The sequence below is a fragment of the Paenibacillus sp. 2RAB27 genome, from assembly GCF_052115445.1.
In the GTDB taxonomy this organism is placed as follows: domain Bacteria; phylum Bacillota; class Bacilli; order Paenibacillales; family NBRC-103111; genus Paenibacillus_E.
In genome coordinates this window covers 2501-15466 of sequence record NZ_JBFRGR010000022.1, presented here as the reverse complement: position 1 = coordinate 15466, position 12966 = coordinate 2501, and the positions used below count along the sequence as shown (strand labels likewise).

The following is a 12966-nucleotide window of genomic DNA, read 5'->3' as shown; positions in this document are numbered from 1 at the left end:
GACAACGATGTCGGGGGGCGGTTTTTTTAAAAGTTTAGGGTCTCTTTACAAAGATATAACGGGAGAACATACAGTTAATTCCGTGAGAATCCTCAACATTATATAAATATCTGGAAAAAGTACATGTAATATCGAGTCATTTCCTCAATCACAGCAAAATCTTAGAAATTACCTACCTATTTTCCAGTTATTCTTTAAAATCCAGCTGAAATCGGAAAAATAACGGGAGGTTTTCCAGTTAATGATGTGTGTGGCGTCGTAAGTGTCAGTTTCAAGGAAGTTACATGAGGATTTATGTAGGCTGTATTGAAATAGTGAACACTTTATTGAAATAAGTGCATAGTATCCGATCTGCAGCGGGCTTTATAATGATCGAAAGCAAGAATAATAACGCTTTAAATTTGATTAACTGCCATTTTAATAAGACAGGAATGATGATTGATGTATCGATTTCGAAGCCTGCCAATATTAGCTGTTTTCCTATCTTTTTTAATGGTTTTTTCTGTTTTTACTGTCATTCCTACACAACTAAGAGCAGATTCTTCACCCATTCTTCCCAATGGTGGTTTTGAGCAGATTGCTGATGGTAAGCCTGCAAGTTGGTCCGTCATAAGTGGGACAGTGACATCCTCAACGTATACCGTGCACAGCGCTGTCTACAGCGTGCAGTTAACGGATTTAAGGTGGGGTTGCGCAGCACGAAGATCGCGGTGACGCCTGGAAAGGAATACGAAGCATCCGTGTATTCTTACAATACCCAAGGAAGCTCGCAGCTGTATTTTGAGTTTTGGGATGTTAATAACACACGGATCCTCTTCCCGACAGCCACGAATTCGACCTTGAATCAGTGGAAGCAACTCTATCTCTCTCAAATTGCCCCAGCAGGTGCTGTATCGGCTACTCAACTACCACCCAATCGATCTCCCAAGCAAACGCTACTCAACTACCACCCAATCGATCTCCATGCCAAACGTTACTCAACCAACAATCAATCGAGGTCCATGCCAAACGTAACTCATTCACCACCCAATCAAGCCCCATGCCAACGCTTCCCCGCACCGTTTAAATGGAAAACCTCCATCTAAATTATCGATTTCTAAGCGAATTTAATGCATAACTGGAAATTATCCAGCTAATTTTGATCATTCCTCCACATTTTCGTCTTACAGCCAAGAATAGCTGTACCTTTTCCAGTTATTTCACGAAAAACAGAGAAACACACGGAATTACCTACCTATTTTCCATCTAAATCGTATATCCGACATATTGTGCACTAGTGGAACACATCTAAACAAAACACTTCTGCCAGTTCACAATTTAGACACATTATTTTAATCTATTTTTCAGATTCGCTTAAGGTTGGTTTATGTTTCCACCCGTATAGTGATGATGAATAATACGAACGCATAGAAATGGGGGATCTTGGATGCTAGAGGTCAAACAAGTCAGCAAGCTGTACGGAAATGATCGCGGCGTGCATAACATCGACTTCTCGATGCAGCGCGGTGAAATCGTCGGCTTCTTAGGGCCGAATGGTGCTGGCAAAACAACGACGATGCGCATGATTACAGGTTACCTGAATCCGACGCATGGTCAAATATGGGTAGACGGTCACTCCATGGCCGATAACCCGAAGAAGGCGCGCCGCAAGATCGGATACTTGCCTGAAACACCACCCCTGTACCCCGAGATGACGGTACAGTCTTACCTGCGCTTCATCGCCAACCTGCGCGATGTGCCTGCGCGCGAGCAAAAACTCCGTGTCGGCGAAGCCATCGACAAACTTGGACTACAAGGTCGCGAGAAGCAAATCATTCGCTCCCTCTCCAAGGGCTACAAGCAGCGCCTCGGACTCGCGCAAGCGATCCTGCACCAACCGGATCTGCTGATTCTGGACGAGCCCACGTCGGGCCTCGATCCGAAGCAGATCATCGAGATCCGCCAGCTCATCCACGAGCTGGGCGAGAATCACACCGTGCTGCTGAGCACGCACATTTTGCCTGAAATTAACGCGATTTGTAATCGCGTTCTCATCATTAACCAAGGCCGCGTCGTTCTCGACGAGCGCCCCGAGCATCTCGGCCGCACGATGGGCGAGACGTTCGAGGTGTCGCTCGAGGTCAAGGGACCTCGCGAGCGGATCTTGAACGAGCTGCGCAGCCTGCCTTCCATCGGCGAAGTGAAAGAAGTCGACGCACCGGAAGCGGGGGCAGTAGTACCAACGGCGTCTKCCCTAGAATCTTTGGTAGCTTTGGAATCTTCGGAGTCTGCTGCCGACGAAGCAACCGATGTTCCCGCAGCTGCTCTTTCATCTGCACCAGTCGAGTCCGTTAAACTCCTCGTCACCTCCGCAGATCGCGCAGAAGACATCCGCGAAGCGGTATTCTTCCGACTCGCAAGCGCAGGACTGCCGATTCTAGCGATGAAGCGGGAAAGCCTCAGCTTAGAGGATATCTTCCTCAAGCTGACGACGGACGAGCCAGCCGACACATCCAAAGAGGAGGGTGACACCGATGCGTAGAATCTGGGCCATTTGCTCCAAAGAGCTGCAAATGTATTTCTTCTCGCCAGTTGCGTATGTGGCGTTTGCCTTCTACGTGCTGTTGTCGAGCTTCTTCTTTTATATCAATTTCGTAGCGGGACAGCCGCCAATCGTGGACGCGCGCTCCATCGTGGGCAATACCACGTTCATCTACCTGTTCATCATCCCACTTCTAACGATGCGTCTTGTTGCAGATGAGTTTCGTCAGGGTACGGACGAGTTGCTTCTGACATCACCTGCGGGTATTAGCGAAATCGTGCTGGGTAAATATTTATCCGCTCTAATCGTGCAAGTCGGCCTAGTGGCGATCTCACTCGTATATCCGCTCATCATGTCTTCCTTCGGTACATTAGATATGCCTGTTACATGGTTGTCGTACCTGAGCATGTTCCTGCTTGGCTGTGCGATGATGGCGATCGGATTGTTCGCATCCAGTCTGTCGAATAACCAGATGGTTGCGGGGATCACCGGCTTCGTTATTCTGCTTTTGCTATGGTTATTAGATTGGGTTAGCAGCACGATGACGGGTAAATTGAAGGATTACGTAGGTCAATTCTCACTGACCAGTCATTTGAACAATCTGCAAAAAGGCGTCTTCCATGGCGGAGACATCCTCTTTTACATCACATTAACAGCCGTGTTCCTGGTTCTTTGTATACAAGTCCTTGAAAGAAAGCGTTGGAGGTGAGCGGAATGAATAAGTGGATACGGGGAACTAATGCGACGGTTCTATCAATCGCGGTTATCGGCATTTTCATTATTCTGACAATCTTCCTTCACTCGCTTAAGGGCTTCCAGGTCGATTTGACGAAAAATAAAAATTTCACGCTCTCAGAGCAAACAACCGCTGCACTCAAAAATCTCAATCAAGATATTCACGTCATCGCTTTCACGAACAGTGGAGATGGCAATGGTTTTGTAACGCGTCAAGTCACGGATATGGTGGCTGAGTACAAAAAACAAAGCAGTAAAATTACGTACGATGAGTACGATATGCTGAAGCAGCCTTCGATGGCAAAGCAGTATGGGGTGGACCAAGGCGGAACGATTATTTTTGAAATAGGCACCAAAAAGCAAAACATCAACTTCTATGAACTGTTCGTGGGACAACAGGATGGTTCTTACACATTCTCAGGTGAAGAGAAGTTCACGCAAGCGATTCAGAGCCTTACATCGACGGAGAAACATACGGTTTACTTACTGTCAGGTCATCAAGAGTATCCGGCGTCTGCAATGAGTATTTTTAAAAGCAGCCTGGCTGCTGCCAACTATGACGTGAAAGATCTGAATCTTTACGTGGAAGGCAAAATCCCGGATGATGCGCAAATGCTCATGCTTCTTGGGCCGACCAACGATCTGAATGACAAAGAAGCAGAGCTCATTCAGACCTATTTGAAGGGTAAAGGTAAAATTTATATCGCGCTGGGCTTCAATAAGGATATGACGACGAAGTGGAAAAATATCGATGCCATCATGAAAACCTACGGTGTTCAGGATCAGCACGCGATTGCGATTGAAACGAAACAAACGTCGTTGTATGACCCGTTAACGATCATTCCAGAGTACGGTTCACACGATATTACGAACAAATTATCCAGCAATAATCTGATTACCATGCTCTCCTTGGCTGTTAGCTTGAATGCCGATGATAGTGCACCGGATTACACGAAATCCCTGTTGTTGACGACAACGGACAAAGCATACGGTGAAACCGACATTAACCTGCTGGCACAGAACAAGACGAAGCAGGATGCGACGGATGTCAAAGGACCGCTTAATTTGGGTTACGCCATCTCGGACAAAGATAACAAGCCTAAGGCCGTTATTCTTGGTGGTTCTACATTCGTGCTGGATGAAGATATTCAGAATCAAGGGAATAAGGACTTTGCTCTGAACAGTATTGGCTGGCTGCAAGAACAGAAGGATCAAATTACAATCCGACCGCGTCAAGGTGATGCGTATCAACAGGCGATGATTACGCCTAGCCAAGCGAATACGATTTTCCTCATTACCATCGTGTTCTTACCACTCTTGTTCCTAGTCATTGGCGGCTTGATCTGGTGGAGGAGGAGAAGAGGATGAAACGGTTTATTCCAACCATTCTGTTAGTCGTCATTTGCATCGGTGGTTTCTGGTACGCCTCAAGCAAAGACTTCTTCCAAGAGAAGAAAGATGAACCCAAGTCCCTTCTAACCCTGAAACAAGAAGATGTGAAGGCTGTCTCGGTGAAAACGGAGGAGGCGCAGATTGAACTAAGCCGTACGACGACTGGTTGGGATATGCAAAAGCCAGCGGCTGCGCCGATCAATTCGAATCAAGTTGATTCTTGGTTAGATATGATAGGTCTGGTGACATCGACCAAGCTTGTGGAGGATCAAGCAACGAATCTAGCCGAATATGGCTTAGATAAACCAGTGGGCACGTATGAAGTCACCTTGAAGGACGGTTCCAAGAAAGGCTTGCTCGTAGGGACTGCACTGCCGATCGAAGGCTTCTCTTACGTGCAGGTGGAAGGCTCATCTGCCGTGTATCAAGTCAGTGATCAATCATTGACATCGCTGAACAAAACGCCGGTCGACTTTGCCGACACAAGCCCGATTCATCAGGAGAACGACAAGGTGCAAAGTGTCAAGTTGACGTGGAAGGGCCAATCATGGACGCTTTCTAAGACAGACAAAGATAAAGTCGCTGCGGATGCAGGCTGGAAGCTTGGGGATAAAGAGATGAAGGGCACGGAGGCAAGTCCGCTCCTCGATCAGTTAATCTTCTTGCATAGCAGTGAACTTCCGCAAGCGGCAGCACAGAAGCCGACAACTGGTGGAGAGCTTAAGTTGGAGATAGCTATGACGGTGGACGGGAAGGACGTTACCGACGTTTATGAAGGTAAATTGAGCGGAGAACAAGTTTGGCTAGCTAAACAGGGTGGGCAGTGGGCATACGCTTTGGCAGCCGAGGATATTCAAAGTCTAGCAGATGCTTATGCGGGCAAGACCGCTAAGCCTGCTTCCTAATGAGAAAACTGCTTCCTACAGGGATTTAAACTGTGGCGAAGCAGTTTTTTTGTTAATCCGACATAAAACGGCATTTTTTGGGAAAAATAAAAGAGAGGAAAGGAGGTCACATGCACATGTACAACACACAAGAGAACCAAGTTATTTCTGGTAAAGAACTTTCGTATCTATCGGATACATTCAAGAATGAAGAATTGTTAGCAAAGCTTTGTGTACAAGGCGCGGTGAACAGCCAAAGTCAGTCCTTGAAACAAACCCTGTCTCACCTATCTCAAGAACGCTTGCAAAATATGAGTATCCTAATGAATGCCCTGCAACAGCAATCCGGCATGACCCACTAATTCGAACCCACAAGGAGGTGCAAAACGCATGTATCAGCAAAATTCTCAACAACAGCAGCAAGTCGACCTAGAAGATTTAGACTTTGCCAACTTCGTCCTGTCTGAACTGAAGCGCAGTGCGCGTGAATACACAACGGCTGCCTTGGAAGCTGCTAATCCTAGCATTCGACAGACGTTCGAAACTTTATTGCAAAAAACATTGGATGACCAAGCGCTTGTTTTTCAAGAAATTCAGAGTCTTGGCGGTTATCAAATTGGGCAGGCTGAGCAGCAGATGATTGAGCAAGAGATTCAGAAGCAGAGTCAGACGGCGTTACAAGTACAAGCTATCGTCCAACAGCATGTTAGCAGAGCTGCTTCAGCAAGCTTTACCCAGCAAGAACGGAATTCGGAGTCAACGACACAGTCGCAACAGCAGCAACAGCCGCAAACTCAATCTCAATCGCAGCAACACCAATCGTACCCAACGCAGTCTCACCAGTTCGAACAGTCATACCAACAAAGACAGCCATACAGTCAGCAACAAGGACAACCAAATCAAGGGCAGAATCAAGTTGCGGCACTGCACCAAGCACCAACGACAACGGCAGCACCTGCACCTTCGTTCCAGCCAGTGAATTATGCAAACCAGTATCCGAATGCGGTATACAATAATCAACAAGGTCGAGGCCAAGGATATACACCTAGTCAGTCTCAGCAACAGTCCTCTTCTTATAACCAAACTCCAACAAGGAGCTACCAAGATCAGAGTCATGATGCATCGAACTATGGTCGTGGGCCTCAGGGCTATGCAGCTTCTTCCAACCAAGCAAATGAGCATACAGGCATAACGGGGACAGGCAGAGGTGCACAAGCACGTATTGTTTCCCGTTCACAGCAGGGCGTAACATCGTCCGGTTCCGAAGGAAACTCCTACATGAATAGGTCACAAGAAGGTAATAAATATAACTTCTAAACAAGTGTAATCTCATGTTTAGATCGTTTCCAGACATTCAGACATCCTGGCCTCCATTGGCAGGGTGTCTTTTTGCTTCTTCCTCTAATTTGTCCCACTATTTTTCTAATTCAGGAATGAGTACGGCTTGGCTCACATATATAAGGAACATAGGATGTCCAAACTTAGGGAAAAGGGAGCTTAAGCTGATGAAAAAAACATGGGTATATGGTGCGGCTACTCTAATGGTACTTGGAGCATTAACAACAGCGTGCGGTTCCAAAGATGAGGTCATCCCGTCCGTAGCAACAGGGACGAAGGATGCGGGTACAACGAAAACAGTTCAAGTGAAGACGGAGACAGGAACGAAAGCGGCAACGACGAGTGCAAAGCCTGCGATTGATGCCAGCTACAAGGTAGACGGGAAGAATGTCACGATTACGTACCAAACGTCCAATTTTAAATTATCGGAAGAAGACATGAATAAAGCCAACGTACTGGGAGAAGGACATCTCCACCTGTATGTGGATGGCAAGCAGAAGGCGATGATCGGGAAGACAGGCCCATTGACGCTCACGAATTTAACAACAGGTGCCCATGAAATTAAACTTGAGCTTCAGCAAAATGATCACAAAGAAATCAATGTGGAGAAAATTCTCAACATCGTTGTGAAATAACGAACATTTGTGCGTATTTCGGCGCAAATGTAGCTTCGACGCAGATCGGATACGTTCAGTTGCATATTCCTCCAAAAGACGGGCGATTAGCCCGTCTTTTGTCATTTGACACACCAGAATGCGTAGCATAGACTGTTGTTAGTATGGCAGAACTGCCGCCTAATCGGAGGGAAACATTTGATCGTCGATATACGCAAGTGGAAACATGTATTTAAGCTCGACCCAGACAGGGACATCTCAGACGAGGCGCTGGATCGGCTCTGTTTATCCGGTACAGATGCGATTCTCGTAGGTGGCTCTTCCGGAGTAACGTTCGATAACACGGTAGATCTTCTATCGCGAATCCGCCAATATGAGGTTCCTGTTGCCTTGGAGATTTCGAATCAGGAAGCAATTGTGCCTGGGTTTGACCTTTTTCTAATACCCGTTGTGCTGAATGCAGATGATCCGAAATGGATCGTTGGGCAACATCATGAGGCACTGAAGGAATACGGCGCATTATTGAATTGGGATGAGATCGTAGCCGAAGGCTATATAATATTGAATAAAGAAGCGACGGCAGCCCAGCTGACCTCAGCGCGTACCGACTTGGATGCGAAGGACGTAGCAGCTTATGCGCGTATGGCGGACAAGCTTTTTCATATGTCGATTGTGTATTTGGAATACAGCGGCACCTTCGGAGATATGGAGCTCGTCCGTCGGACGCGGCAGGTGCTCGAGAATGCCCGTTTATTGTATGGTGGCGGGATCGACTCCCTAGAGAAAGCGCAACTAGCAGCCGAAGCGGCAGATACCATTGTGGTCGGCAACATTATATATAGTGACTTGGAGCAGGCGCTCCAGACCGTGCATGTGAACTTTGATAGAAATGGAAGGTAACTCTAACGTGAATGAAACTGTCAATATTTTAGAAGCAGTCAAAAAGTTAAACCCCCAACAGCGCAAAGCTGTAGAAGCCGTAGACGGCCCTCTATTAATTATGGCTGGAGCGGGAAGCGGTAAGACGCGCGTGCTCACGCATCGGATCGCATACCTGATTGGTACACGCAAAGCGGCACCGTGGAACATTCTAGCCCTAACCTTTACGAACAAAGCAGCACGTGAGATGCAAGATCGTGTTAGTAAACTGGTGGGTGGCAGTGGAAGTGATATTTGGGTCTCCACGTTTCACTCGATGTGTGTGCGAATGTTGCGCAAGGACATCAATCGGATCGGCTTTTCCTCGAACTTTACGATACTAGATTCAGGTGACCAACTGTCGGTTATCAAAACCTGCTGCAAAGAGCTCAACATTGATACGAAGAAACACGAGCCCAAAACATTTCAAGCGGCCATCTCCACAGCCAAAAATGAACTTATCTCTCCTAAACAATTTGAAGACAAAATCGGTGACTACTTCGACGGGCTGACCTCGAAAATTTATACCCTTTACCAGAAGAAGCTAAGAGCTAATAACTCCTTAGATTTCGATGATTTGATTATGGCGACGATCCATTTGTTTAAAGAAGTTCCAGAGGTGCTGGAATTTTATCAAAACAAATTTCAATATATTCATGTCGATGAGTATCAGGATACGAACAGAGCGCAGTATATGTTATGCCAAATGATCGCGTCCAAACATAAACGCATTTGCGTTGTGGGGGACAGTGACCAGTCCATCTACCGTTGGCGTGGAGCGGATATTAGCAATATCCTTAATTTTGAACAGGATTACCCGGATGCAACGGCTATTCTCTTGGAGCAGAACTATCGTTCAACCTCGAATATATTGCAGGCTGCGAACAAAGTTATTGCGAACAATACAGGTCGTAAGCCGAAAAACCTCTGGACGGATAAAGAGGGCGGCGTACCGATTAAGCTGTATCAGGCTGATACCGAGTATGAAGAGGGTTACTTCGTTACGAATGAAATCAATAAGAATAAATCGAACGGGAAGAACTTCGGCCATCACGCAATCTTGTACCGTACGAACGCTCAGTCCCGGGTCATCGAGGAAATTCTAATTAAATCCGATATCGCCTACACCATCGTCGGCGGGGTCAAGTTCTATGATCGGAAAGAGATTAAGGATATTTTGGCATACTTAAGATTGATCTCCAATCCGAACGATGATATCTCTCTGAACCGAATCGTAAACGTGCCGAAAAGGGGCGTTGGCGGTACGACGTTGGATAAAGTGGCGGAAATGGCTGGACGTAGAGGGATTTCTCTATTTGCCATGTTGGAGGAAGTTGATTCTCTAGAGATCAACACGAAGGCCAAGCATGCCCTCGCAGATTTCCGCGAAATGGTTGATAACCTCAATCGCATGGTGGAGTACCTATCCGTAACCGAGCTTACCGAGAAAATCCTTGAAATGTCTCAGTACCGTTTAGAAATGCAACGCGAGAATACCATCGAATCCAAGGCTCGTCTCGAAAATATTGAAGAGTTCCTGTCCGTGACCATGGACTTTGAGAAGCGCAATGAGGATAAATCGCTCATTTCCTTCCTTACCGACCTAGCGTTGATCGCGGATATCGATACACTAGATAAAGACAAGCCCGAAGAAGAGCAGGACGCTGTCGTCCTCATGACGATGCACAGCGCCAAAGGACTGGAGTTCCCCGTCGTGTTCATCATCGGGATGGAAGAAGGCGTCTTCCCGCACAGCCGTGCGTTCGCCGACAACGAAGAGCTTGAAGAGGAGCGCCGTCTGGCCTATGTGGGCATTACGCGCGCCGAGCAAGAGCTGTTCCTCACGTGCGCGCGCATGCGCACGCTCTTCGGCCGTACCGCCGCGAATGCGCCGTCGCGATTCCTTCAGGAGATTCCGAAGGAACTCCTGGAAACCGTCTCCGCTGGCGGATCCAGCGGCGGCTTCTCCCGAGGCGGCCGTTCCGGCGGCACCTCGTCTTGGGGCAGCAGCGGCAGCGCCGCTGCATCAAGCCGCGGCACGACCACTGGCTCGTCTGCCTGGGGCACGCCGTCCTCCTTCGGGGGACGGCCTAGCACTAGCACTGCCGCTGGCGGGACTGCTGCGCCAAGCCCCGCGGCCGCGCCCCGACCGGCCGCGTTCCGGGCTCCGCAGCCTGCCGCAGGCGGCGCGGTGCCGGACTACAAGGCCAGCGACCGCGTGTCGCATGGCAAGTGGGGCGTCGGCACCGTCGTGTCCGTGAAGGGCTCGGGTGATGACACCGAGCTGCAAATTGCTTTCCCGGCGCCTGTTGGCTTGAAGCGCCTGCTCGCGAAGTTCGCTCCGATCACGAAAGTGTAGGAGCGCTCTGCCTTATCTCGTCCAACCTTGCCCTGTCCGCCAATATTCCCATTGAGAGAGGAAGTCCGCCATGACCGATAAACTCGCGGCAATGAAAACCCTCATCCAAGAAATCAACAAGCATAACCATAACTACTATACKTTGGATCAACCTACGATTTCTGACGCAGAATGGGATGCTCTTTACGATAAATTGTCCACGCTGGAGCAGGAAACAGGGGTTACCCTGCCTGCTTCCCCTACCCATCGGGTAGGTGGAGATCTGCTCAAAGGCTTTGAACCACATCGTCATTTAGCACGTCTTTGGAGCCTGGATAAGGCTCAAAACGCAACCGATTTGGCAACCTGGCATACACGTGTACTTAAGCTGATTGCGGATTACAATAGCAAGAACCCTGAAACGCCTCTGCCAGACCCGACTTATGTGGTCGAGCTGAAGTTTGATGGGCTTACGTTAAACCTTACCTATGAACAAGGTCAGTTAGTACAAGCCTCAACACGGGGGAATGGTACCGTTGGCGAGGGCATTTTGGCCCAAGTCAAAACGATCAAATCAATCCCGCTCGAGATTCCTTATGATCAAGGGACGATTGAAGTGCAAGGCGAAGGCGTCATGTTCCTGTCTGTCCTAGAAGCTTACAATCAGACGGCCGCAGAGCCGCTCAAAAACGCTCGGAATGCCGCAGCAGGTGCCCTGCGTAATCAGAACCCTAAGCTAACCGCAGAGCGTAAACTGAACGCTTTCTTCTATAATGTGGGCTACTCGAGTGACCTTCAATTTGAAAATCATGCGGAGATGGTTCAATTCTTGCGGGATAACCTGTTCAAAATCAGTAACCGTACACGGTACTTCTCGACCATCGAAGAGGTAAGTAGCGAGCTCGAACGCATCGCTGAAGAGCGGTCCAGCTTTGACTTCCTCATAGATGGAAGCGTCGTGAAGCTGACGGATATGCGCACGCGAGAGGTATTCGGCTATACGGATAAATTCCCGCGTTGGGCGATTGCTTATAAGTTCGAAGCCGAAGAAGCGACGACAATCTTGCAAAGTGTTTCTTGGGAAGTCGGCCGCACGGGTAAAATCACACCACTAGCCCGCGTAGAAGCCGTCGATCTCGCAGGCGTGACGGTGCAGAACTGTACGCTCAACAATGTCGGGGACATTGAGCGCAAAAACCTCAAACACGCCMTCGGCAGCCTCGTCTACATTCGCCGTTCGAATGACGTCATTCCAGAGATTCTCGGTAAAGTAACCGAGGAGAATGACGGCGAGGAGATCGTATCTCCGACGCATTGCCCGTCCTGCGGCAGTGAGCTGGAGATGCGCGGTGCGCATCTCTTCTGCCTCAACCGTCTCGGCTGCAGTCCGCAGCTCGTGGGCCGTATGGCGCATTTTGCTTCGCGGGATGCGATGGACATTGAATTTTTCAGCGAGATGACCGCTTCACAGCTGCATCAAGAGCTGGATGTCCGCGATCCTGCGGATCTGTACACCTTGCAATTCGACGATCTGGTGAAGCTTGATCGCTTTGGTGAGAAGAAGGCGCGTAACCTTCTCGGCGCCCTCGATAAGAGCAAGTCCCGCGATCTCGCGTCTTTCCTGTATGCACTGGGCATCCCGAACTCGGGCAAAACCACTACGAAAGTGCTCGCCGATCACTATCGCAGCCTTTCGCGCATCATGGAAGCAACAACAGAGGAGCTTATTACGCTTCCAGACGTGGGCGGTATCGTAGCGGAGAGCATTCACTCGTTCTTCCGTGACCCTGTGATGGTATCCAGCATTGAGCGGATGCTAGCCGCAGGTGTGAGCCCTGTTGCAGAGGAAGCCCCGGTCATCGTGGCCAGCGAAGATAACCCGTTCTTCGGCAAAACAATCGTCCTCACAGGAACACTTTCCTCGATGGGACGGGACGAATGTGCGAAGAAGCTCGAAGCCAGAGGTGCTAAAATCACCGGCAGTGTCTCCAAAAAGACCGACATCGTAATCGCAGGCGAAAGCGCAGGTAGTAAGCTAACGAAAGCGCAAGAGCTGGGTATCCGAATCATTGAAGATGAACAGGAGCTTTTGCAACTGCTAGGTGAAGCTTAATCTATATAGAAGAGAGGTGACAGCGCCATGCCTGTAACGACCCTACATATCGTCAACGGAGACGCATTCGGCGATAAGCTTCGAGCATCCGGTATCCAAGGAGAGATTTTGGT

Annotated in this window: 13 protein-coding genes (1 of these 13 running past the window's edge); 12 read left to right on the top strand and 1 reads right to left on the bottom strand. The window is 48.7% G+C overall.

Annotated features, from left to right (window positions below):
* Positions 1-395 precede the first annotated feature (395 nt).
* Positions 396-611 carry a hypothetical protein gene (locus AB4114_RS24720; RefSeq protein ID WP_441990838.1) on the bottom strand — a complete coding sequence of 72 codons (216 nt, stop codon included), beginning with the start codon at positions 609-611 and terminating at the stop codon, positions 396-398.
* Between AB4114_RS24720 and AB4114_RS24715 the strand changes: the two genes are divergently transcribed.
* From AB4114_RS24715 to AB4114_RS24660, 12 genes are all read left to right on the top strand, one after another.
* Positions 600-1085 (top strand): hypothetical protein, encoded by a 486-nt coding sequence (locus AB4114_RS24715; protein WP_441990837.1) that lies wholly within the window; start codon positions 600-602, stop codon positions 1083-1085. The genes AB4114_RS24720 and AB4114_RS24715 overlap by 12 nt on opposite strands.
* A 341-nt stretch (positions 1086-1426) precedes the next feature.
* Positions 1427-2521, top strand: a complete 1095-nt coding sequence (locus AB4114_RS24710; RefSeq protein ID WP_441990836.1) for an ABC transporter ATP-binding protein — start codon at positions 1427-1429, stop codon at positions 2519-2521.
* On the top strand, positions 2514-3230 hold the full coding sequence (locus AB4114_RS24705) for an ABC transporter permease subunit (protein WP_171633200.1): 717 nt from the start codon (positions 2514-2516) through the stop codon (positions 3228-3230). The genes AB4114_RS24710 and AB4114_RS24705 overlap by 8 nt, the downstream gene beginning before the upstream one ends.
* 5 nt (positions 3231-3235) lie before the next feature.
* Positions 3236-4624, top strand: coding sequence for a GldG family protein (locus tag AB4114_RS24700; RefSeq protein WP_441990835.1), 1389 nt, complete (start codon positions 3236-3238; stop codon positions 4622-4624).
* Positions 4621-5553, top strand: a complete 933-nt coding sequence (locus AB4114_RS24695; RefSeq protein WP_441990834.1) for a DUF4340 domain-containing protein — start codon at positions 4621-4623, stop codon at positions 5551-5553. The genes AB4114_RS24700 and AB4114_RS24695 overlap by 4 nt, the downstream gene beginning before the upstream one ends.
* 116 nt (positions 5554-5669) lie before the next feature.
* The gene (locus AB4114_RS24690; RefSeq protein ID WP_441990833.1) at positions 5670-5894 is read left to right on the top strand and encodes a hypothetical protein; all 225 of its coding nucleotides are present in this window, start codon (positions 5670-5672) and stop codon (positions 5892-5894) included.
* Positions 5895-5922: 28 nt separating this feature from the next.
* Positions 5923-6849, top strand: coding sequence for a spore coat protein (locus AB4114_RS24685; protein WP_441990832.1), 927 nt, complete (start codon positions 5923-5925; stop codon positions 6847-6849).
* Between the two features lie 188 nt (positions 6850-7037).
* Positions 7038-7505 (top strand): hypothetical protein, encoded by a 468-nt coding sequence (locus AB4114_RS24680; RefSeq protein ID WP_441990831.1) that lies wholly within the window; start codon positions 7038-7040, stop codon positions 7503-7505.
* A gap of 177 nt (positions 7506-7682) precedes the next feature.
* Positions 7683-8384, top strand: a complete 702-nt coding sequence (locus AB4114_RS24675; protein ID WP_441990830.1) for a heptaprenylglyceryl phosphate synthase — start codon at positions 7683-7685, stop codon at positions 8382-8384.
* Positions 8374-10761 carry a DNA helicase PcrA gene (pcrA, locus tag AB4114_RS24670; RefSeq protein WP_441990829.1) on the top strand — a complete coding sequence of 796 codons (2388 nt, stop codon included), beginning with the start codon at positions 8374-8376 and terminating at the stop codon, positions 10759-10761. Before AB4114_RS24675 ends, pcrA begins: the two co-directional genes overlap by 11 nt.
* Before the next feature lie 70 nt (positions 10762-10831).
* Positions 10832-12853, top strand: a complete 2022-nt coding sequence (gene ligA / locus AB4114_RS24665) for an NAD-dependent DNA ligase LigA (protein WP_441990828.1) — start codon at positions 10832-10834, stop codon at positions 12851-12853.
* Positions 12854-12880: 27 nt separating this feature from the next.
* A protein-coding gene (locus AB4114_RS24660) for a DUF1835 domain-containing protein (RefSeq protein ID WP_441990827.1) crosses the window boundary here: on the top strand, positions 12881-12966 show its beginning. 925 nt of this gene lie beyond the right edge of the window; 86 of the gene's 1011 nt are visible here — the first part of the coding sequence; its start codon is at positions 12881-12883; the stop codon falls past the right edge of the window.

Coding starts and splice junctions, on each gene's coding strand:
- AB4114_RS24700 (WP_441990835.1), top strand. CDS start 3,236: ATGAATAAGTGGATACGGGGAACTAATGCGACGGTTCTATCAATCGCG.
- AB4114_RS24720 (WP_441990838.1), bottom strand. CDS start 611: ATGACGGACCAACTTGCAGGCTTACCATCAGCAATCTGCTCAAAACCA.
- pcrA (WP_441990829.1), top strand. CDS start 8,374: ATGGAAGGTAACTCTAACGTGAATGAAACTGTCAATATTTTAGAAGCA.
- AB4114_RS24690 (WP_441990833.1), top strand. CDS start 5,670: ATGTACAACACACAAGAGAACCAAGTTATTTCTGGTAAAGAACTTTCG.
- AB4114_RS24695 (WP_441990834.1), top strand. CDS start 4,621: ATGAAACGGTTTATTCCAACCATTCTGTTAGTCGTCATTTGCATCGGT.
- AB4114_RS24685 (WP_441990832.1), top strand. CDS start 5,923: ATGTATCAGCAAAATTCTCAACAACAGCAGCAAGTCGACCTAGAAGAT.
- AB4114_RS24680 (WP_441990831.1), top strand. CDS start 7,038: ATGAAAAAAACATGGGTATATGGTGCGGCTACTCTAATGGTACTTGGA.
- AB4114_RS24705 (WP_171633200.1), top strand. CDS start 2,514: ATGCGTAGAATCTGGGCCATTTGCTCCAAAGAGCTGCAAATGTATTTC.